This window comes from Porphyrobacter sp. AAP60, assembly GCF_001296025.1.
Taxonomy (GTDB): Bacteria; Pseudomonadota; Alphaproteobacteria; order Sphingomonadales; family Sphingomonadaceae; genus Erythrobacter.
This window is the reverse complement of the sequence record NZ_LJHV01000002.1, coordinates 415,852-437,355: the sequence shown is the minus strand read 5'-3', so window position 1 is coordinate 437,355 and position 21,504 is coordinate 415,852. Positions and strand designations below refer to the sequence as shown.

General features: G+C 63.0%; 18 protein-coding genes and 1 tRNA gene. 14 read left to right on the top strand and 5 right to left on the bottom strand.

Annotated elements, in window-relative coordinates; genetic code table 11:
- Nucleotides 1–38: 38 nt before the first annotated feature.
- From IP79_RS02600 to IP79_RS02575, 6 genes are all read left to right on the top strand, one after another.
- On the top strand, nucleotides 39–1,187 hold the full coding sequence (locus tag IP79_RS02600) for an alpha-hydroxy acid oxidase (RefSeq protein ID WP_054117670.1): 1,149 nt from the start codon (nucleotides 39–41) through the stop codon (nucleotides 1,185–1,187).
- Between the two features lie 86 nt (nucleotides 1,188–1,273).
- Nucleotides 1,274–1,744 (top strand): hypothetical protein, encoded by a 471-nt coding sequence (locus IP79_RS02595; RefSeq protein WP_054117669.1) that lies wholly within the window; start codon nucleotides 1,274–1,276, stop codon nucleotides 1,742–1,744.
- 208 nt (nucleotides 1,745–1,952) lie between these two features.
- Nucleotides 1,953–3,641, top strand: a complete 1,689-nt coding sequence (gene leuA / locus IP79_RS02590) for a 2-isopropylmalate synthase (protein ID WP_054117668.1) — start codon at nucleotides 1,953–1,955, stop codon at nucleotides 3,639–3,641.
- 75 nt (nucleotides 3,642–3,716) lie between these two features.
- Nucleotides 3,717–4,520, top strand: a complete 804-nt coding sequence (locus IP79_RS02585) for a DUF2189 domain-containing protein (protein WP_082336966.1) — start codon at nucleotides 3,717–3,719, stop codon at nucleotides 4,518–4,520.
- A gap of 55 nt (nucleotides 4,521–4,575) precedes the next feature.
- Nucleotides 4,576–5,634 carry an amidohydrolase family protein gene (locus tag IP79_RS02580; protein ID WP_054117667.1) on the top strand — a complete coding sequence of 353 codons (1,059 nt, stop codon included), beginning with the start codon at nucleotides 4,576–4,578 and terminating at the stop codon, nucleotides 5,632–5,634.
- A 92-nt stretch (nucleotides 5,635–5,726) separates the two neighbouring features.
- Nucleotides 5,727–6,731 (top strand): NAD(P)H-dependent flavin oxidoreductase, encoded by a 1,005-nt coding sequence (locus IP79_RS02575; RefSeq protein ID WP_054117666.1) that lies wholly within the window; start codon nucleotides 5,727–5,729, stop codon nucleotides 6,729–6,731.
- A gap of 3 nt (nucleotides 6,732–6,734) precedes the next feature.
- Here the strand turns inward: IP79_RS02575 and IP79_RS02570 are convergent, their stop codons facing one another.
- The 3 genes from IP79_RS02570 to IP79_RS02560 all read right to left on the bottom strand — a co-directional run bounded on the left by IP79_RS02570 (nucleotide 6,735) and on the right by IP79_RS02560 (nucleotide 8,665).
- Nucleotides 6,735–7,253, bottom strand: a complete 519-nt coding sequence (locus tag IP79_RS02570) for an AHH domain-containing protein (RefSeq protein ID WP_054117665.1) — start codon at nucleotides 7,251–7,253, stop codon at nucleotides 6,735–6,737.
- On the bottom strand, nucleotides 7,254–7,994 hold the full coding sequence (locus IP79_RS02565; RefSeq protein ID WP_054117664.1) for a hypothetical protein: 741 nt from the start codon (nucleotides 7,992–7,994) through the stop codon (nucleotides 7,254–7,256).
- A gap of 173 nt (nucleotides 7,995–8,167) precedes the next feature.
- Entirely contained in the window at nucleotides 8,168–8,665 is a 498-nt protein-coding gene (locus IP79_RS02560; RefSeq protein ID WP_054117992.1) for a flavodoxin family protein, read from the bottom strand.
- 83 nt (nucleotides 8,666–8,748) lie between these two features.
- Between IP79_RS02560 and recJ the strand changes: the two genes are divergently transcribed.
- The 8 genes from recJ to phoB all read left to right on the top strand — a co-directional run bounded on the left by recJ (nucleotide 8,749) and on the right by phoB (nucleotide 17,256).
- Nucleotides 8,749–10,557: a single-stranded-DNA-specific exonuclease RecJ gene (gene recJ, locus IP79_RS02555; protein ID WP_054117663.1), complete on the top strand. Its 1,809-nt coding sequence runs from the start codon at nucleotides 8,749–8,751 to the stop codon at nucleotides 10,555–10,557.
- 102 nt (nucleotides 10,558–10,659) lie between these two features.
- Nucleotides 10,660–10,734: transfer RNA gene (locus IP79_RS02550), tRNA-Glu, on the top strand.
- 123 nt (nucleotides 10,735–10,857) lie between these two features.
- Nucleotides 10,858–12,123: a sensor histidine kinase gene (locus tag IP79_RS02545; protein WP_054117662.1), complete on the top strand. Its 1,266-nt coding sequence runs from the start codon at nucleotides 10,858–10,860 to the stop codon at nucleotides 12,121–12,123.
- A 112-nt stretch (nucleotides 12,124–12,235) separates the two neighbouring features.
- A complete protein-coding gene (pstC, locus tag IP79_RS02540) occupies nucleotides 12,236–13,621 on the top strand; it encodes a phosphate ABC transporter permease subunit PstC (RefSeq protein ID WP_054117661.1) in 1,386 nt (461 codons plus the stop codon).
- Entirely contained in the window at nucleotides 13,618–14,901 is a 1,284-nt protein-coding gene (gene pstA / locus IP79_RS02535) for a phosphate ABC transporter permease PstA (protein WP_054117660.1), read from the top strand. The genes pstC and pstA overlap by 4 nt, the downstream gene beginning before the upstream one ends.
- Before the next feature lie 17 nt (nucleotides 14,902–14,918).
- Nucleotides 14,919–15,686, top strand: a complete 768-nt coding sequence (pstB, locus tag IP79_RS02530) for a phosphate ABC transporter ATP-binding protein PstB (protein WP_054117991.1) — start codon at nucleotides 14,919–14,921, stop codon at nucleotides 15,684–15,686.
- The gene (gene phoU, locus IP79_RS02525) at nucleotides 15,686–16,354 is read left to right on the top strand and encodes a phosphate signaling complex protein PhoU (protein WP_197273712.1); all 669 of its coding nucleotides are present in this window, start codon (nucleotides 15,686–15,688) and stop codon (nucleotides 16,352–16,354) included. The genes pstB and phoU overlap by 1 nt, the downstream gene beginning before the upstream one ends.
- Nucleotides 16,355–16,566: 212 nt before the next feature.
- Nucleotides 16,567–17,256 carry a phosphate regulon transcriptional regulator PhoB gene (phoB, locus tag IP79_RS02520; RefSeq protein ID WP_054117658.1) on the top strand — a complete coding sequence of 230 codons (690 nt, stop codon included), beginning with the start codon at nucleotides 16,567–16,569 and terminating at the stop codon, nucleotides 17,254–17,256.
- A 3-nt stretch (nucleotides 17,257–17,259) separates the two neighbouring features.
- Here phoB and IP79_RS02515 read toward each other — a convergent pair whose 3' ends face one another.
- Both IP79_RS02515 and IP79_RS02510 read right to left on the bottom strand, forming a co-directional pair.
- Entirely contained in the window at nucleotides 17,260–18,000 is a 741-nt protein-coding gene (locus IP79_RS02515) for an extensin family protein (protein ID WP_054117657.1), read from the bottom strand.
- Nucleotides 18,001–18,002: 2 nt separating this feature from the next.
- Nucleotides 18,003–21,503, bottom strand: a complete 3,501-nt coding sequence (locus tag IP79_RS02510; RefSeq protein WP_054117656.1) for an error-prone DNA polymerase — start codon at nucleotides 21,501–21,503, stop codon at nucleotides 18,003–18,005.
- Between the last annotated feature and the right edge of the window lies 1 nt (nucleotide 21,504).

Genomic DNA, 21,504 nt, shown 5'->3' with positions numbered 1-21,504 from the left:
CGACTTGATCCCGGCAATCGGGCAGGCGCTCCGTCACCATGCGCCTGTCCGATTGCCACAATATCGATGATTTCCGTCAGCTGGCAAAGGGCCGCTTGCCCTTCCCCGTGTTCGATTACATCGACGGGGCAGCGGACGACGAACTGACCAAGGCGCGCAACACGGCGGCTTTTGCCGATGTCGATCTGGTGCCGGATGTGCTGGCGGGCGTCGAGACGATCGATACCTCCTGTACGATCCTTGGCCGCGCTTCGGCCCTTCCCCTGATGCTTTCCCCCACCGCCGTCCAACGCGCCTTCCACTGGCAGGGCGAAACTGCCGTGGCAAAAGCGGCGGACAGGTTCGGCCTGTGGTTCGGGATCTCCAGCCTTGCGACCCGTTCGATCGAGGAAATCGCCGCGCTGACCAACGGGCCAAAACTGTTCCAGCTTTATGTCCATAAAGACAAGGGCTTGAACACTCACATGATCGAGCGGTGTCAGGCGGCGGGCTTCGATGCACTGGCGCTGACGGTCGACACGATTGTTTCGGGCAAGCGGGAACGGTGTTTGCACAGCGGCTTCACCACCCCGCCGCGCTTCACTGCGGCCAGCATGTGGAGTTACGCCACGCGCCCGCGCTGGACGATGGATTACCTGCTCCGCGAGCAATTCCGCCTGCCCAATCTTGATACCCATGTGCGCGAGGGATCGAGCAAGGCATTGAGCATCGCCGATTATTTCAACACCATGCTGGATACGTCGATAGACTGGCGCACCGCCGCCGCGATCCGCGAACAATGGGGCGGCAAGTTCGTGCTGAAGGGCGTGATGAGCGCCGGGGATGCGCGGCGCGCGGTGGACATTGGCGCCGATGCGATCATGATTTCCAACCACGGTGGCAGGCAGCTGGACGGCAGCCGCGCGCCGTTTGACCAATTGCCTGAAATCGTGGACGCTGTCGGCGGCCAGATTGAGATCATCTGCGATGGCGGCATCCGGCGCGGCACCCATGTGCTGAAGGCATTGTGCAGCGGCGCAAGCGCAGGATCGGGGGGTCGGCTCTATCTCTACGCCCTGGCAGCGGCGGGGCAAGAAGGGGTCGAGCGCGCGCTGGGCATCCTCAAGGACGAGCTGGAACGCGGCATGCGGTTGATGGGCGTCACGCGGGTCGATCAGCTGACGTCCGACCGCTTGCGTCAGCGCTGACTTTTCGGACAGGCCTGCTTGTCATAATCCTGCAACGGTTCGCGCCTTTTGCGGCACGTGTCACAATTCATCGGGGAAACTGTCTCATGATCCGCACCGTCGCTTTGCTGCGCGCCCTGCCCTTGGCCTTCGCCGCACTGGCACTGGCCGCCTGCGGTAGCGAACCGGAACAGCCCGGCAACGATGCCGACAGCTTTGCTGCGCGCATCGGTCAGGCTCAGGCAACGCCCGCCCCCGGAGCGTCCCCCGTCGCTGCTGCCACCAATGCGCCGACTGTCGCTGATCCCCTGCCCGGCGCCGTGCCCGGCCCGTTTGCACGCGGCACCCTGACCGATCCGGCATCGAAGACCTGCGGCGCGACGCTGATGGGGCCGTTCATCGGCAAGCTCGCCGATCAGACCACCCGCGCAGATATCGCCGCAGCACTGGGACGCACCGACAATCTGCGCTTTGTCGCCTTTGGCGGGGGCGGCAACGTCAACCCCGATCCTACCAACCCGCGCCTGTCGATCATGCTCGACGCGCAGAATATTATCCGCGACGCGCGTTGCGGATAAGAATAGATCGCGGTGCCGGATTATTCCCTGCTTGCACGCGCAACCAATATCGGCAAAGACTTCGCGCCATGACACGCACCGGAACCCTGCTGCTGCTTCGACTTATGCGCCCTTGGGCGTAGGCGCTGCGCACAGGATGCCAGCGGCCCGCTCCCAAGGGTGATGCAGCAGCAAGCTTCCTTCCTCTTTGCGTGACGAGCCAGTTTCCATGTCCATGCTCAAAAACCCTGCCGCCAAATACCGCCCGTTCGGCCAGATCAATCTGCCCGACCGCCAGTGGCCTTCGCGCCTGATCGAAACTGCGCCGCGCTGGCTTTCGACCGATCTGCGCGATGGCAACCAGTCGATCATCGATCCGATGGACGCGGTGAAGAAACGCCGGTTCTTCGATCTGCTGGTGGAAATCGGCGTGAAGGAAATCGAAGTCGGCTTCCCCAGCGCAGGCGCGACCGAGTTCGATTTCATCTCCGGTCTCGTGAAGTCCGATGCGATCCCCGATGACGTGATCGTGCAGGTTCTGACGCAAAGCCGCGAAGACCTGATCCGCACCAGCTTTGCCAGCCTTGAAGGTGCGCGGGCGGCCATCGTCCACCTCTACAACGCGGTCAGCCCCGCATGGCGCGACATCGTGTTCCGGATGAGCAAGGACGAGGTGAAAGCCATCGCCGTCGCCGGCGCCAAGGTGATGCGCGATGAAGCAGCCCGCTATCCCGGCACGGATTGGCACTTCCAGTACAGCCCTGAAACCTTCTCCACCGCCGAACTCGATTTCAGCATCGAGGTGTGCGCCGCAGTGATGGATGTGCTCCAGCCAACCCCCGAACACCCGATCATCCTCAACCTGCCCGCCACGGTCGAGGCGGCCACCCCCAATATCTACGCCGACCAGATCGAATATTTCGCGCGTCATCTACCCAACCGTGAAAGCGCAGTGCTGTCGCTCCACACCCACAATGATCGCGGCACAGGCGTAGCTGCGGCGGAGCTTGGGCTGATGGCCGGCGCCGACCGTGTCGAAGGCTGTCTGTTCGGCAATGGTGAACGCACCGGCAATTGCTGCCTCGTGACAATGGCGCTGAATCTCTACACGCAGGGTGTCGATCCGAAGCTCGATTTTTCGGACATCGACCGGGTGATCGAGACGGTTACCTATTGCAACGATCTGCCCGTGCATCAGCGCCACCCCTATGGCGGCGAACTGGTCTACACCGCCTTTTCCGGCAGCCATCAGGATGCGATCAAGAAAGGTTTCGAAGCCCGCGACACGCAAAATGATGAACAGTGGCGCGTGCCCTATCTGCCGATCGATCCGGCTGATCTTGGGCGTAATTACGAAGCGGTGATCCGCGTCAATTCGCAATCCGGCAAGGGCGGTTTTGCCTGGGTGCTGGAAAAGGATCAGGGCCTGAAACTGCCCAAGAAAATGCAGGCCGATTTTTCGAAACACGTGCAGGCCATGGCTGACGAACTGGGCCGCGAACTGGGCGCAGCCGATATCTGGGATGCCTTCCGCCGCGCCTATCAGGTCAAGATCCACCCCAAGCATTTCCAGCTGGTGCGTTACGAAGAAAGCCGCGGCAGCGACGGGACACGGATTTTTGCGGGGACAATCGCAGTCAACGGCCAGGAAAAGAGCGTTTCAGGGCGCGGCAACGGGTTAATTTCCAGCGTCATGGGTACGCTGCACGAAGCCTTCGGGGTGGAACTGGAAGTGGTCGATTACACCGAACACGCGCTGGGCGCTGGCACCGATGCCCGCGCCGCCGCCTATCTTGAATGTCGCGCGCCTGATGGCAGCACGGTGTGGGGCTGCGGCATTGATGAAGACGTGGCGACCGCCAGCGTGCGTGCGGTGCTGAGCGCGGCCAACGGGGCGGTTGCACGATCCACACAGTGAGCATTCGGCCCCGGCTTGCGTGACGATTGATTTGCGCGCAATCTCCCATCAGAAAAGATGGGAGGAGGATCACCGATGGATGTGTTGGATCATGATCCAGCCCTGCGCCTGCCGCCTGAGATAGCGCCGCCCTTGCCTGCGCCGCAGGTCGCTGACGATCTGACCTTCAGCGACCTTGCGCGGGCACTTGCCGCAGGCTGGCACGATTTTATCAATATGCCGCAGTTCGGCCTGTTCTTCGGCGGGGTTTATGTGGTGGCCGGTTTGCTGATCGGCTGGGCCGCGATCACCGGGGGCGAGCCGACATGGCTGATCCCTGCGATTGCCGGTTTTCCGCTGATCGCGCCGTTTGTGGCCGTGGGCCTGTACGAGGCGAGCCGTCGGCGCGAGACGGGGGACGCTGTGAAATGGCGTGCCGTGCTCGGCGCGTTGCGCGGCCATGATGATGACCAGATCCTGTCGATGGGCGTGATCGTGTTCGTCGCCTTTTCGTTCTGGATGATCGTGGCCCACGCAATTTTTGCGGTGTTCATGGCGGAAAGCGGCATGGGTGGCGGAGAGCTTGCGGCTTTCCTGACCCCGTCCGGTTTGGCGATGCTTGCGGTGGGCAGCGCGGTGGGCGCACTCATGGCCTTCGCCTTCTACGCAATGACGGTGATCAGCTTGCCGATGCTGGTTGAACGCAAGGTCGATTTCCTCACCGCAATCATTGCCAGTCTCAAGGTGGTGCGGCGCAATCTGGCTGTGATGCTCGGCTGGGCTGCGATCATTGCCGGATTGCTGTTCCTCGCCTTGCTGCCGGGCTTTCTCGGTCTGCTGGTCGCCCTGCCGGTGCTGGGCCATGCAACCTGGCACCTTTATCGCCGGGCGGTGGTCTGATTCGCCTTTGCCGCGAACGCTCTCTTGCGCTTAGGAAGATGTGAGGGAGAGATACATGACCACAAATCACCAGCCCGAAGCGATTCTCGAACCCGATCTGCCGATCATCGATCCGCATCACCACCTGTGGGATCTGCGGCCGATGATCCCGATGTTTCCGCAGCCGCATCACCATTTCATCGCCGCTCTGGTCGATAATGCGCACTACACCTTCGATCAGCTCCACGCGCATCTGACCAGCGGGCACAACATCATCGGCACCGTGTTCATGGAATGCGGCGCATTCTACAACAGCGGGCTTGGCGATGCGTTGAAGCCGGTGGGCGAGGTCGAATTCGTGAACGGTGTCGCCGCGCAATCTGCCAGCGGGCTTTATGGCGCAGGCCGGGCATGTGCGGGCATTGTCGGCCATGCGAACCTGATGCTGGGGAGCGAGGCTGGCGCGGTGCTAGATGCGCTGACAGCCGCAGCGCCGCGCCGTTTCAAGGGCATCCGCCATGCAGGCGCGTGGGATGCCGATGCCGAAGTGCTCGGCCCGCCGTTCCATCACCCCGAAGGCCTGTATCGCGATGCAACCTTCCGCGCAGGCTTTGCCGAACTGGGCAAGCGCGGGCTGACGTTCGACGCGTGGGTGCTGGAACCGCAACTGCCCGATGTGATCGCCCTTGCCCGCGCATTCCCCGACCAACCGATCTGTCTGGATCACTGCGGCACACCGCTGGGTGTTGCTGGCTACAAGGGGAAGTTGCACGAACGGTTCGATGTGTGGCGGCACAACATCAGGGAACTCGCCACTTGTGAAAACGTGGTGGTGAAGCTTGGCGGGCTCGCCATGGCGTTTTGCGCCCTGCCCGAAGATGGCCCCTGCGCAGGCCATGGTTCGGAACATCTCGCAGCCCTGTGGCGGCCCTATATCGAAACCTGCATCGAAGCCTTTGGGCCGGAACGTGCCATGTTCGAAAGCAATTATCCGGTCGATTACTGGGGCGCGGATTATGCGGTGCTGTGGAATGCCTTCAAGCACCTCACCCGCTCTGCCAGCGCGGATGAAAAGGCTGCGCTTTATGCCGGAACAGCCGCACGCTTTTACGGGCTTGAGGAATTGCTCGGCTAAGCCTGCCCTCCCATGGCAAAAATCGCGCTTGGCAGTCTCGGAACCGGCGTTAGAGACGCGGGTTGAGCACAATACGTTTTGAGGAGAAACCGATGCCGCTTCCCGCCCCGTTCGATCGCCTGCGCCTGCCGTTGATCGGATCGCCGCTGTTCATCGTCTCCGGCCCCGAACTGGTGATCGCGCAGTGCAAGGCGGGGATCATCGGCAGCTTTCCCGCGCTGAACGCGCGCCCGCAATCGCAGCTGGATGAATGGCTGCACCAGATCACCGAAGAACTGGCCGCGCACAACCGCGCCAATCCTGATCGCCCCGCCGCGCCCTTTGCGGTCAACCAGATCGTCCACAAGACCAACGACCGCGTCGATGCCGACATGGCGACTTGCGAAAAGTGGCAGGTGCCGATGGTGATCACCTCGCTGGGCGCGCGCGAGGATATCTACACCGCGGTGCGCAACTGGGGCGGGGTCACGATGCACGATGTGATCAACAACCGTTTCGCCATGAAGGCGATTGAAAAGGGCGCGACCGGACTGATCCCTGTGGCAGCAGGCGCGGGCGGCCATGCGGGCGCATTGTCGCCCTTCGCGCTGATGCAGGAAATCCGCGAATGGTTCGATGGTCTGGTAGCGCTGTCAGGCAGCGTCGGACACGGCGCGACGATCCTTGCAGCCCAGGCCCTGCGGGCAGACTTTGCCTATGCCGGCAGCGCCTTCATCGCGACCAAGGAAGCCAATGCTTCGGATGGCTACAAGAACGGCATCGTCGAAGGGTCTTCGGAAGGCATTGTCTACACCAACCTGTTCACCGGCGTGCACGGCAATTACCTGCGCTCCTCGATCGAGGCGGCAGGCATGGATCCTGACGATTTGCCGGTCAGCGATCCCAGCAAGATGAACTTCGGCAGCGGCGGCAACACCAAGGCCAAGGCGTGGAAGGACATCTGGGGTTCGGGCCAGGGCATCGGCCCGATCAAGGAAGTCGGCAGCGTCGAAGACCTCGTCGCCCGGATGGAGCGGGAATACCACGCGGCCAAGGCGCAGCTGCTCGCCAATTCAGGCTATGCATCATGGGGCGCAATGGCCGAGGCTGCCGAATAGCGCCTATTGGCTGGCCCATAGGCTTTCAGCCATTGCGTCAAGCTCGGTAAAATCGAACCCGGTGCCGAGCGGGTCGTTGCGATTGAGCAGCACCCGCCGGCGTTCGGCCAGCAATTGCCGCCGCAGGGCGCCTTGCAGCAGGTGCAATCGCAGCACGACTTCGGTCAGGGCAGCTTCGGGATTGCGTGATTGCACCTGCGCCCAATGCTGTTCGATCACACCCACGCGGGCGATGACCACTTCATTGTAGCGGCGGTGCGGCCCGCGATGCAGCGGCATGCTGGTGCGCATGCTTGCCTTCTCGGTCGCGGGCAGCAGCAATCCGTTGCGGCGAAAGTCGTCAAACCCCACGTACCCGCGCCCGATAATTTCGAACATCGGACCAAAGCAGCGGCGGGTCAGCAATTGGCGGGGAAGCAGGTGATGGCGCTGCAGGCCGGGGTCGTAGCCGCCAGTGCCCGGCCGATTGACCGAACGGAAGGCGATGGTGGTGGTAAATGCGGCGCGACCCACTGGCTCCATCTATTCCCGCCACACGCTGATGGTTGCACGATCGCGCGATGGCCGCAGCACCAGCCTTGAACCATCGGGCGAGATAATCCGCTCGTCAGCCTCGACCCGGCCTGCCAGCACAAGCTGGTTCACCAGACGGATGCCAAGCCGGGTGGCCGTCACCCGGTCTGCCGAAAGCGGCGGTTCGATCCGCAATTCCTGCCCGATCCAGTAATCCAGCCCTACGCTTTGCAATGCGCCGTCAGGCGCCTGGACGAAAGCCGTCAGACCCAGCGCAGGGAAAGCTCCGCCATCCAGCCAAGCCGTTACCACCGATTCAAAGAATTGGCGCCCGATCATGCTGCGTGAAGGGCCCCAACTGATCGCGGCCAGATCATCGAAATGCCGGATCATGTCGCATGCGTGGCCCAGCATCCCGCGAATCACCGGCAGACTGCGTGCAGATGAAGCCAGATGCGGGCCTGCCATCACGGCGACAGCATCGAAACCGGCGGGCGTGGGCATTTCGGCCAGATCGAAGCGATGCATGACCTCGGGAAAATCGCTCGCCGGGCCCGGCGCAAGCCCGCAAAGATCGAAAGTCAGCCCATCGCGCAGCAATTCGGCCCAGACAGGATTGCCCGGCGATAAGGCATCATCACCGGCACCGCCATCGGAGGAACCGGCTTGGACGAAACCCAGCGTGTGAACCTGCGCTGCACATGCACTCAGATCAGCCCGGTCTGGCCGTTTGCCTCTGGCAAACAGCAAATGCAGCTCTGCGGCATCGGCACGCTGAGACTGTGAAATCGTACAGGCCCCCTTCGTAACGCGCCCGGCAGAGCCGAAATCCTGTCATCAATATTTGACCTGTTTGCAACCTATCGTCGAGTCCACAATGGGTTGTGCTGTACTGATACGGGACACTACCCGGTTTCGGGTCGCTAAAACACGCCGAGCCGCAGCCCTTCCGCCAGTGCCGCACCCAGATCACGGCACTGTTGCAGCGCGGCTTCGGGGACCTGTTTCGGCGCCAAAATCGCTTCCGGCGTCTGTGCTGAAAAACCCACGATCAACGGATCGGCCACCCGGCGCAGCCGCCACCCGGTGGCGATCCGGTCGATCTGGCGCTGCGCCCCTTCCCCGTCCGATCCCGCAGCAATCAGCGTGGCATAGGGCCGCCCTTCGACCTGCCCGAGCACGGGATAATAGGCGCGGTCGAACATTTCTTTCATCAACCCGCTCATGCTCGCAAGGTTTTCGGGGCAGCAAAAGATGTAGCCATCTGCCGCCAGCAGCATTTCAGGCACGGCATCGGCGGCGTTGACGAGAAGCGCGCCGCGCCCTGCGCCATGCGCCGCGGCCTGCGCCATCGCCGCGCTGGCACCGGTCCGGCTGTGCCAGATAATCAGCAGGCAAGGATCAGGCGATGCGTCGGACATGGCCAAAGGCTTCATCGCAGGCCTGTCGATTGTCAATCGCACGAGCCTGTTGGCGGCGCTCTGATTGCGGTAGAGCGTGCTGCATGGCTTCTGCTCCGATAGTTCCGCCCGTTCTTGCTCCTGTGCTGGGGGTCACCTCCTCGCTGTCGGGCAAGGCGTGGCGCTGGCGCGGCGGCAATATGGAACTGTCCGAGGGGCAAGGCGGGGATGCGCAAGGGCTGGACCGTTCGATCCTGGATCAATTGCTGCTGACCCGCGGCGTGGCCCCTGATGATCTTGAACGCCATGCCAAGCCGACAATGCGCGGGTTTCTGCCTGATCCTTCGGTGTTCCGCGATATGGATACCGCCGCCGAACGGCTGGCCCAGTGCGTGATGACCGGCGAACAGGTGACGATTTACGGCGATTATGATGTCGACGGGGCGACGAGCGCTGCGCTGCTGGTTGAACTGCTGCGGCAATTGGGTCACGCGGCTGGATATTACATCCCCGACCGGCTGCTTGAAGGCTATGGCCCCAGTGGAGAGGCTCTGGTCAATCTGGCGCAAAGCGGATCGCGGTTGATCGTGACAGTCGATTGCGGGGCGATGGCGCATGAAGCGCTGGGCATGGCGCGCGATGCGGGCGTGGACGTGATTGTGGTCGATCACCACAAATGTTCGCCCGAACTTCCGCCAACGGCTGCGCTGGTCAATCCCAACCGGCTGGATGAAAGCGATGTTGGTGCAGCGCACGGGCATCTGGCGGCAGTTGGCGTGGCCTTCCTTCTCGGCATTGCGCTGGTGCGGTGCCTGAGGGTGAAGGGCTGGTTTGCACGCCGCCCGGAACCGGATCTGATGGGCCTGCTTGATCTGGTGGCGCTGGGCACGGTGGCCGATGTCGCCGCGCTGCACGGGCTTAACCGCGCATTCGTGGCGCAGGGCCTGAAGGTGCTGGCCCGGCGCGAACGGATCGGGATGGCGGCGCTGATGGATGCAAGCCGCCTGACCCGCGCCCCGCAATGCAGTGATCTGGGTTTTGCGCTTGGCCCGCGGATCAATGCCGGCGGGCGGATCGGTGAATCGACACTGGGCGTGCGGCTGTTGACCACCACAGACCCCGAAGAGGCCCGCGCCATCGCCACTCAACTTTCGCAACTGAACGAAGAACGCCGCGCTATCGAAGGTGAGGTGCAGGAAGCCGCCGAGGCGCAGCTGGCAGGGCAACACAATATGGCGGTGCAGGTAATTTCCGGCCACGGCTGGCACCCCGGCGTGATCGGGATCGTGGCCGGGCGGATCAAGGAAAAAACCGGCAAGCCCGCTGTGGTGATCGCTCTGGATGATCTGCAGGGAAAGGGTTCGGGCCGGTCGATCAGCGGGGTCGATCTGGGCGCCGCGATCATTGCCGCGCGGGAGGCAGGTTTGCTGGTGGCAGGCGGCGGGCATGCGATGGCAGCCGGGCTGACAATCGATCCGGCGCGGCTTGCCGATTTCGCCGAATTTCTCGACACCCGGCTTGCCCGCGATGTTGACCGCGCCCGCGCAGGCCAGGCGATGCTGCTCGATCTGGCGCTGGCACCCGGAGGATTGACGCCCGAACTGGTCGAAACGCTGGAAGCGGGCGGGCCTTACGGGGTCGGCTGGCCTGCGCCGCGTGTTGCAGTGGGCCCGGTGCGGATCATCAAGGCGGACATTGTCGGCAAGGATCACCTGCGCATCGTGGCCAGCGGCAATGACGGTCGCAGCTTCAAGGCCATCGCCTTTCGCGCCGGTGAAAGCGAAATGGCGCAGACCCTGCTCCACCGCAGCCAAGGCCGCCGCTTTCACCTCGCTGGACGGGTCAAGCTGGATGATTGGGGCAATCGCCCCGCCGCAGAATTGCATCTGGAAGATGCCGCCTTTGCCGATTGATCCCAAAGCTCCTGCCGCGCCGATGTTTTTCCATGGGGCTGCGCAAACGGGGCTTGACCGATCCGATTCACCCCCCTAGTTGCGCGCTCTCGCAATCGCGACGGCCCCTTCGTCTAGCGGTTAGGACGCGGCCCTTTCACGGCTGAAACACGGGTTCGATTCCCGTAGGGGTCACCATCTTCCGGATGGTTGAACAGGGCGGCAGGCTTAGGCCTCGCCGCCCTTTTTCGTTGCGGATTGATGTGTTGCGCGGCACCTGCCCGCTTCCCTCGAACGATGCTAGCTTGTAAAGGACGGCCCATGGGCAGCGGCCAGAACATCCCGATCGCCGGAATTCTGCTCGCGGCGGTGACCTTTCTGGCGATTCTGTCGCTGGGGGTCGATCCGATTATCGGCGTCGCCGTGCTGGCCGTCTGGATCGGATCGCTGATGGTTGCGGCAGGACGCCCGCCTGAACCACCCAAGGCCATGATCAAACAACCTGTCACGATCGATTCGATTCGCGATCTGATCGAAAACTCCACGACCCCTCTGCTGATCACCGAACGCGGCACGATTGCAATTGCCAACCAGGCGGCGCGCAGAATTCTTGGGCCGCATGTCGTCGGTCAGGATGCGCGCGTTGCGCTGCGTCAGCCTGAGGCGATTTCCCTGCTTAACGAGAACCGGCAGGGCGAAGCGATCGTGCGCGGGCTCGTACGGCGCGGCGATATCTGGCAGATCAACCGGCAGGAAATCGACGAACGCCTGGCCATGCTCGAATTCGTCAACCAGACCGCAGAGGCCGACATCAGCCGTGCGCACACCGATTTTGTTGCCAATGCCAGCCATGAATTGCGCACTCCGCTGGCCGCGATCCTCGGCTATGTCGAAACGCTGCGCGAAGGCGATGGCAGCCTTGATACGCCCACGGCGCAGAAGTTTCTCGGCATTATCGAACGCGAAGCGCAGCGCCTGCACGCGCTGGTCAGCGATCTGATGAGCCTTTCGCGGGTCGAGGCGGAAAAGCATGACCTCCCGACCGAGCGGATCGATCTCGCCTCGCTGGTCGAACGCGCTGCCACTGACGCAGCCGGATCGAACCGGATAAGCCGGCTGCAACTGGATCTGACTGCGGAGCCCTGTGTGCTGGGTGATCGGCAGCAACTGGAACAGGTGGTGCGCAATCTGGTCGATAATGCGCTGAAATATGGCGCGCCTGATACGCCGGTGAAGGTCGCGCTCGACCTGGCGCAAGGCGATCTGACCCGGATTTCCGTGACCGATGAGGGCGAAGGAATCGCGCCGGAACAAGTCCCGCACCTGACCCGCCGGTTTTACCGCACCGATCCCGGCCGAAGCCGCGCATCGGGGGGCACGGGGCTTGGTCTTGCGATCGTGAAGCATATCGTGGAGCGCCATCGCGGACGGCTCGACATCACCAGTGAACTGGGCAAAGGCACCCGCGTGGTGGTAAGGATACCGCTTGCCGAACCCGAAACCGAAGCTGAACCCGGTCATCAGATATCCGCCTCGCAGACCGCTGCTCAAGCCGCTCGCCCTGCAGAAACACAACAACTGTCATAGTAGTGTCTTATTTCTTCAACATGCGGCCCCCATGGCATAAGGGCCGGGGCGCAGGGGCGATGCCGGTCAGATCCGCTGTTCGCACCCCCTGCAGGAAAAACAGGTCCAATTGATGTCGCCGATCACACTGATCCTGATTGCGATAGGCCTTGGCCTTGCGGGCTGGCTTGCCGGTCGTGCCAAGGCCTGGAGCTTCCAGTCCAGCGATCCCGCGCTGCGGCCGGCTTCGCGGCCGATCTACCACGCATGGTATGTTGCCCTGTGGGTCGTGATCCCGGTGCTGGCCTTTGTCGTGTTGTGGAGCGCAATTGCGCCCCAGCTGGTGCTGCAATCGGTTCTGTCCCACCCCGCAGCGCAGGCACTTCCCGCCTTCGGGTTCGAACGCGACGCCTTCCTGAACGAAGCGCGCGCCGTGGCGATTGGTCAGGCGCCCGGTGTGTTCAACAATGATGCAGAAGCGCTGATCGTTCCGTTCCGCGACGCGATAGCCCGTTACAGGCTGATCGGCATCATCGTCACCATTCTGATCGCTCTCGCTGGCGGAGCTTTTGCCTTCTTGCGCCTGCGCCCCGATTTCCGCGCCCGCACCAAGGTGGAACGCACGGTCATGATGATCCTGCTGCTGGCTTCGCTGGTGGCAATCCTCACCACGCTGGGCATTTTTGGCAGCCTCGTGTTCGAAACGGTGCGGTTCTTCAGTGTTGTCTCGCCGCTGGATTTCCTGTTGGGCACTGTCTGGGGGCCGGACACGATGGTCAGCCCCGAAGCGACCGACCCTTCGCGTTACGGCGCGGTGCCATTGTTCTGGGGCACGATCTTCATCGGTGCGATCATCGCGATGATCGTGGCCATTCCGCTTGGCCTGATGAGCGCGATCTACCTCACCCAATATGCCCATCCGAAGGTGCGCACCTGGGTCAAGCCGCTGCTGGAGATTCTCGCCGGTGTGCCGACGGTGGTTTACGGCTATTTCGCCGCCCTCACCCTCGCCCCGATGATCCGCGATGCGGCGGTCGCCATCGGTATCACCAACGCATCGACCGAAAGCGCGCTTGCCGCAGGGGTGGTGATGGGGGTGATGATCATCCCCTTCGTATCATCGATGGCCGACGATTCGATGGCTGCGGTGCCGGGCGCCATGCGCGATGGCAGCCTGGCGATGGGCGCGACAAAGTCAGAAACCATCCGCAAGGTGCTGTTTCCCGCCGCGCTGCCGGGTATTGTCGCTGGCATCATGCTCGCCGTCAGCCGCGCCATCGGCGAAACGATGATCGTGGTGATGGCCGCCTCTCCGGCCGCCAACCTCACCGCCAATCCGCTTGAGCCGATGTCCACCGTGACGGTGCAGATCGTCAAGCTGCTGACAGGCGAACAGAGCACCGATCACCCCGCCACCCTCAGCGCCTTTGCGCTGGGCTTTGTGCTGTTCATGGTGACGCTGGCGCTGAACTTCATTGCGCTGCGCGTGGTCAAGCGTTTCCGGGAGGCTTACGAATGAGCACTATTGCCCCCTCTGTCACCGGCAACGCGGTCGAAAAAGAGCGACCGACGCGCACTGCCAGCTTCGAGGCCCGGTTGGCCAAACGTTACAGCGGGGAACGCAACTTCCGCCTGCTGGGCTTATCGGCTGTCGCATTTTCACTCGCGGTGCTGGTGTTCCTGCTCGGCAACATGCTGATCAACGGGATTGGCGGATTCCAGCGTGCGGAACTCGCGGTTACAATCGACTTTCCCGAAAGCGGGGTAACGGGCGATGCCGTTTCGCTGACCGCGCCAAGCGCAATGCAGACGCTCGAAATGCAGGGCCTGCCGGAAGTCATCGAATTCTTCGCTGAACAGCAGTTGGGAGCGGATGCGGCGGCCCAGATTTCTGCCGAAGGCTGGCGCGATGTCGCATCGGCGCTTTCGGCAGACCCGACGCTGATCGGGCGCAGTGCAACTTTCAAACTGCCCACAACCTCCGCGCTTGCCTCGGGCCTGCGCGGTGAGGGAGCGCCCGAAATGCAGGCCCTTGCCCAACGCCTGTCGAGCGAAGGTGCGCTGGCAACCAATTGGGATTGGGGCTTTCTTGCGCGTTCGGACGCAACCAGTCCGCAAGCTGTCGGGATCTGGGGGGCGCTCAAAGGTTCGATGCTGACCATGCTGGTCACGCTGGTCCTGGCCTTCCCGATCGGGGTGCTGTCCGCCCTCTACCTTGAAGAATACGCGCCCAGAAACCGTTGGACCGATGTGATCGAGGTATCGATCAGCAATCTTGCGGCTGTGCCTTCGATCATCTTCGGCCTGCTGGGCCTGTCGATCTTCCTTGCGATTTTCCCCAACCTGCGATCCGCGCCGCTGATCGGCGGGATGACGCTGGCCCTGATGACAATGCCGGTGATCGTGATTTCCGGCCGCAACGCGATCAAGGCCGTACCGCCTTCCATCCGCGATGGCGCGCTCGCCATTGGTGCCTCTCCGGTACAGGTGGTGTTTCACCATGTCCTGCCGCTGGCGATGCCGGGGATGCTGACAGGCACAATCATCGGCATGGCCCGCGCGCTGGGTGAAACCGCCCCGCTACTGCTGATCGGGATGCGCGCCTTTGTCGCCACCCCGCCCGAAGGCTTTTCCTCGCCCGCCACAGTGCTGCCGATGCAGATCTTCCTGTGGTCCGACGAAGTCGATCGCGGCTTTGTGGAACGCACCAGCGCCGCTATCATCGTGCTGCTGGTGTTCCTGCTCGTCATGAACGGTCTTGCCATTTACCTCCGCAACAGATTCGAGAAACGCTGGTGACAGTCATCCATCCCAACATGACCGACGAAAACGCCAAGATTCGCGCGCGCGAGGTCTGTGTCTATTACGGCGACAAGAAAGCGATCGACGAAGTGTCGATCGACATCTCGCCCAATTACGTCACCGCTTTCATCGGCCCGTCAGGCTGCGGTAAATCGACATTCCTGCGATGTTTCAACCGCATGAACGACACGATTGGCGCGGCCAGAGTCACCGGTCTGATCGAACTGGATGGCGAAGACATTCACGGCGACCGGATGGACGTGGTGCAATTGCGCGCCCGCGTCGGCATGGTGTTCCAGAAGCCCAATCCCTTCCCCAAGTCGATCTACGAAAACATCGCCTATGGCCCCAAAATTCACGGCTTTGCCGAGAAGAAGGCCGATCTTGATGTGATCGTCGAACGGTCGCTGACCCGTGCCGGCCTGTGGGACGAGGTGAAAGACCGGCTCGACGATTCGGGCACCGCATTGTCGGGCGGGCAGCAGCAACGGTTGTGCATTGCCCGCGCCATCGCGGTTGACCCTGAAGTGATCCTCATGGATGAACCGGCGAGCGCGCTCGATCCGATCGCGACTGCCAAGATCGAGGAACTGATCGATGATCTTTCAGGCCGTTACGCCATCGTCATCGTGACGCACTCGATGCAGCAGGCCGCTCGCGTCAGCCAGCGCACGGCGTTCTTCCACCTCGGCAAGATGGTGGAATACGGCCCGACTTCGGAAATTTTCACCAATCCGATCGAAGAACGCACCAAGGATTACATTACCGGAAGGTACGGTTGATGGCTGAACATACCGTCAAAGCGTTTGACGAGGACATCACCCGGCTGCGCGGTCTGATCGCGGAGATGGGCGGCCTTGCCGAAGTCGCCATCAGCGAATCGCTCGATGCGCTGGTGCGCGGAGACGAGGCGCTGGCCGAGAAGGTCGTTTCGCGCGACAAGCGCATGGACGCGCTGGAAATGGAGGTCGACAAGCTGGCGGTGCGGATCATCGCCCTGCGTGCGCCGATGGCCGACGATCTGCGCGAGGTGATTGCCGCACTGAAGATTGCAGGCGTGCTGGAACGGATCGGCGACTATTCCAAAAACATCGCCAAGCGCACCGGAATGATCGAGGGGCGCGGCCGCTTCGAACCGCTGACCTTACTGCCTGTGATGGGCGAAGTGGCGGGCGAGATGGTGCATGACGTGCTGACCGCCTATGCCGCGCGCGATCCTGATCTGGCCCGCGAAGTGATCGCCACCGATGCGAAGGTCGATAGTTTTTACAACAGCATCTTCCGCAATCTTGTCAGCTACATGGTCGAAAACCCTTCAACCATTTCCAGCGCCGCGCAGTTACTGTTCGTGGCCCGCAACATTGAACGCATCGGTGACCATGCGACCAATGTGGCCGAAATGGTGCACTTCGCTGCCACCGGCGTTTATCCGCCCGAAGGTGATCGGTAGCCTCTTCCAGACCCCCTCTAGGTGCGCCTAGACCCCGTTTAGACCCTGCTTAGACCCCTTTTCGAGGCGCGTTGGCGCTGTGTTTCACGTGAAACATTGACGCCTTGTCAGAGCGCAGTTGAAATCCTGCGGAGTTTCATCAAACTGTCGCGCAAGTGACACATAGGCGCAGGAGTAACCCGCGCGTGCGGGTCTGAGGAGGCATCTTTCGTATGTCCGCTGCCAAATTGCTGCTGGTTGAAGACGATCCGGCCCTGTCCGAACTGCTTGAATACCGTTTCCAGAACGAAGGCTATTCCGTGCGCTGCACTGGCGACGGGGACGAAGCCCTGATCCTTGCCAGCGAAGAAGTGCCCGACCTTATCATCCTTGACTGGATGATAGAGGGCACCAGCGGGATCGAGGTATGCCGCCGGCTGCGCCGCGACAAGGAAACGGCGCACGTTCCGATCATCATGCTGACCGCGCGCGAGGCCGAGGATGACCGCGTGCGCGGGCTGGAAACCGGCGCGGACGATTACCTGACCAAGCCGTTCTCCCCGCGCGAATTGCTCGCGCGCGTCGCCGCCGTCATGCGTCGCATTCGCCCGGCACTGGCAGGCGAAACCATTGAAGTCGGCGATCTCAAGCTCGATCCGGTCGCGCACAAGGTGCAACGTCGCGGCCGCGCCTTGCAACTGGGGCCGACCGAATACCGTCTGCTCAAGTTCTTCATGGAGAGCCCCGGGCGCGTGTTCAGCCGCGGCCAACTGCTCGACGGGGTGTGGGGCACCGGTTCCGATATCGAACTGCGCACGGTCGATGTCCACATTCGCCGCTTGCGCAAGGCTATCGGGATCGAAGGTGTGAAAGACCCGATCCGCACGGTGCGGTCTGCGGGATATGCACTGGAACCTGCCTGAAGCCTAACGGCACACCCCCGCCCAGCGCGGGCTTTGATCAAGGTGGAAGTGATCCGCGTGGGCGGCGTTATAATCGGGCGATAGGACGGTCGCGAACCAGTCGCACGCGCCTTCGCGGGCGCGGCGCAGAAAGCGGGCCTCGTTATCATCCCCGTCCCAATCGGCGATCAGGCTGATGCGGCGTCCGTCTTCCAGCACAAAGGCTGCGATATCGATGGCGTTGGCCGTAGCATGTTCGCTCCACGGGCCTTCCGCAGTGCCATATGTGCGGCGGCAGGAAAACGCGCCGAGGTGCTCGATACGGGCGATACCAGTGCCGAAAATCTCCTGCGCGGCCGGGGCAAGTGTCTTGGTGCGCCACAATTCCAGCGCAGCAGCGGCGGCGCAGGTCACTGGCGGGGTATTGGGCGCAAGCGGATAATCATCGAGCCGGGTGCGATCCGGCCGGGCGCAGGCCCCCTCTCCCGCCGGATCAAGCGCGGTGAAGGCAACTTCGCTACGCTCCAGCACGGCGCGGCAGGCGGGCACATCATCGCGCAGCGCAGACACCTTGGTAGCGGTGGCAAAGCCGACCGGGTGATTGAGATCGAGCGGCGCGGTCGGATCATGTTCGGGGTGCATTTTGATCCAGCGCCAACCGGTAAACAGGATGATGGCGAGGATCGCGAGGAGGATCAGCCTGCGTTCGGTACGGAAACGCCCGATGCGGCGGCTGATCCTGGTCGGGGATTGCTTGCGGGTCATGCCTAGTGAAAGTCGCGGGAAGGCGGAATGATCCGTTGATTGCGCGGATGGCCGGTAACATTCGGCTTCGGCCCGGCGCGATCGGCAAGCGCCGGGGGCCGCCTGCCCGTCAGCGGCGCGTTGACATGATCGGCGCGGGCGAGCGGGGCTTCCAGCAGATCGTCCGACAAGGTGTGCAGCCGGTGGGTCGCATCGGTCATGGATTGCGCAATCACGTGTATCACCTCGTCATCATATTCCACGCGCCCCCGCACCTCCATCAGCCGCGCGCCCATCACGACCTTGCGGTTCTTCTCCTTGAGATCAGGCCAGACCACGAGGTTGATGACGCCGGTTTCATCCTCAAGCGTGATGAAGGTGACGCCCTTGGCGCTGCCAGGCCGCTGACGGATCAGCACCACGCCGGCCACCTGCACCATGCTGCGAAATTTCCGGCTGCGCAGATCGGCCGCGCGCACAAACCCGCGATGGGCCAGATCGGCACGCAGGAACGCCATCGGGTGCGCCTTCAGACTGAGGCGGGTGGTCTGGTAATCAGCCACCACCTCTTCCGATAGCGGCATCACCGGGAGCACGGTCCGGCCACGCTCCGCCCCCTCCTCGCGCACCGCAGCGGCGCGGAACAGCGGCAGATCGGGCGCGGCAATCAGGCTGCGCGCGTCCCATAAGGCCTGCCTGCGGGTAAGGCTGATCGAGGTGAATGCATCGGCGCTGGCAAGCCGCTCGATATGCGCAGGCGACAGCCCTGCCCGCATGCGCAGGTCAGCAACATCGCGATAAGCCCTGCGCTCCTCGCGCTCGGCGACCAGCGCGGCGGCGATATGTTCGGGCAAACCATCAATCTGGCGCAGACCGAGACGCAGAGCGAAATCCTCGCCCTCCCCCAAGCCCTCAAGCGTGCAATCCCATGCAGAGTGGTTCACATCCACCGGCAGCACCCGCACCCCGTGCTCCGCCGCATCGCGCACGATCTGGGCAGGCGCGTAGAAGCCCATCGGCTGCGAATTGAGCAGGCCGCAGGCGAAGGCGGCAGGATAATGGCACTTGAGCCAGCTCGACACATAGACAAGCTGGGCAAAGCTCGCCGCATGGCTTTCGGGAAAGCCATATTCGCCGAAGCCACGGATCTGGTTGAAGCAGCGCTGCGCAAAGTCGCGATCATATCCGCGCGCGACCATGCGCTCGACCATTATGTCCTGAAGCTCGTCCACCATCCCGCGGCTGCGGAAGGTCGCCATTGCCTTGCGCAGCCGGTTGGCTTCGAGGCTGGAAAACTTGGCGGCATCCAGCGCAATCTTCATAGCCTGTTCCTGAAAGATCGGCACGCCCAGCGTTCGACCCAAGATGCTGGTGAGTTCGTCGGGCGGCCCGTGTTCGGGCGCGGGCGCGGGGATCTGCACCTGCTCCGCCCCTCGGCGGCGCTTGAGATAGGGGTGCACCATGTCGCCCTGGATCGGGCCGGGGCGGACAATTGCGACCTGGATCACCAGATCGTAGAACTCGCGCGGGCGCAGGCGTGGCAGCATGTTCATCTGCGCCCGGCTTTCAACCTGAAACACGCCGAGTGAATCGCCCTTGCGCAGCATCGCATAGGTTTCCGGATCTTCGCGCGGAACAGTGGCGAGCGTCAGCCTGCGTCCGTGGTGATCCGCCAGCAGATCGAGGCATTTGCGGATACAGGTCAGCATGCCCAGTGCCAGCACGTCAACTTTCAGGATGCCCAGCGCTTCAATGTCGTCCTTGTCCCATTCGATGAAGCTGCGTTCGGGCATCGCGCCATTGCCAATCGGCACAGTCTCGGTCAGCGCGCTTTCGGTAAGGATGAACCCGCCGACATGCTGGCCCAGATGGCGCGGCATTCCGATCATCTGTTCGGTGAGTTTCAGCACGCGCCTGAGGTGCGGGTCGGTGATATCCAGCCCGGTTTCCTCCGCATGCTTCTCGCTGATCTCGCGCCCCCAGCCCCCCCATACGGTGCGGGCGAGAGCGCTGGTGACGTCCTCCGACAGGCCCATCGCCTTGCCCACCTCGCGGATCGCCATGCGCGGGCGGTAGTGGATCACAGTGGCGCACAGCCCGGCGCGGTGGCGGCCATATTTGGCGTAGATGTACTGGATCACCTCCTCGCGCCGCTCATGCTCGAAATCGACGTCGATATCGGGCGGTTCTTTCCGCTCCTCGGAGATGAAGCGGTCGAACAAGAGCTGGTGCTTGGCCGGATCGACGCTGGTGATGCCAAGCACGTAGCACACGGCAGAGTTGGCGGCGCTCCCCCGTCCCTGACACAATATCGGCGGATCGCAGCCCCGCGCGAAATCGACGATGTCCTTGATGGTGAGGAAATAGCGGGCCAGATCGAGCTTGGCGATCAGCGCCAACTCGCGCTCCAGCGTGGCGCGCACTGTCTCAGGCAGGCCGCCACCTGATTCATTGGCAGGATAACGCCGGCCAGCACCGGCCCACACCTCGGCATCAAGGAAGGCCTGCGGGGTCTGGCCGCCGGGGTAGATTTCCTCGGGATACTCATACCGCAATTCATCGAGGCTGAAATCGCACCGGTCGGCCACCTCCCGCGCGGCAGCAATCGCGTGCGGCCAGCGAGCAAACAGGCGCTGCATTTGCGCCGGCGACTTCAGATGCCGTTCGGCATTGGGGTGGAGCAGATGCCCGGCTGCCGCCACGGTGGTCTTGTGCCGGATCGCGGTCATCACGTCTTGAAGCGCGCGGCGTTCAGGCGCGTGGTAGTGGACGTCATTGGTGGCGAGCAGACCAAGGCCGTGCGTGCGGGCGAGGCTGTCGAGCTGTTCGATCCGGGCGACATCGTCACCGCGATAGAGGTAGCTGGCAGCCATGTGGCGCATGGTGGGTAGCTGACGGGCCAGGTGCGGGATAAGGTCGGGGAACGCCATCTCCTTCTCGTCATCCCGGCGAAGGCCGGGATCGCTGTCGGTGAGCGTCCCCGGATCGGGTCCGGGGCGACGAAAGGGGATGATGTTGCTCGGCACCGCAATCGTGAAGAGCGCCTCCAGATCATCAGGCGGCAGCAAGATCAGCTGCACACCCTCTGCGTGGGCAGCCAGCATTGCCAGCGTGATCTGGCACACCCCCTTGTCCTGCCACCCGCCGTCGGGCGTCTGCATCCGGCCCGCGCTGATGAGGCGGCACAGGCGGCCATAGGCGGCACGATCTTCGGGATAGGCGAGGAAGGCCAACCCCTCGACTGTCTCGATCCGGCAGCCGATCAGCGGGCGCAGTTTCAGCGTCTTGGCCTCGGTGTGCAGGCGCACCACACCGGCCATGGAATTCACATCGGCGATTCCCAGCGCGTCATAGCCGTGCGCGTGTGCTGCCAGCACCAGATCGACCGCATCCGAAGCCCCGCGCAGAAAGCTGAAACAGCTTGCCACCCCCAGCTCCACGAAAGCCGCACGCGGCGGAGCGGCTATGCCATCGGGATCGACATCAAGCGTGCGCTTGTCCGGGGTAAGCGGGGCGTCGGGCACG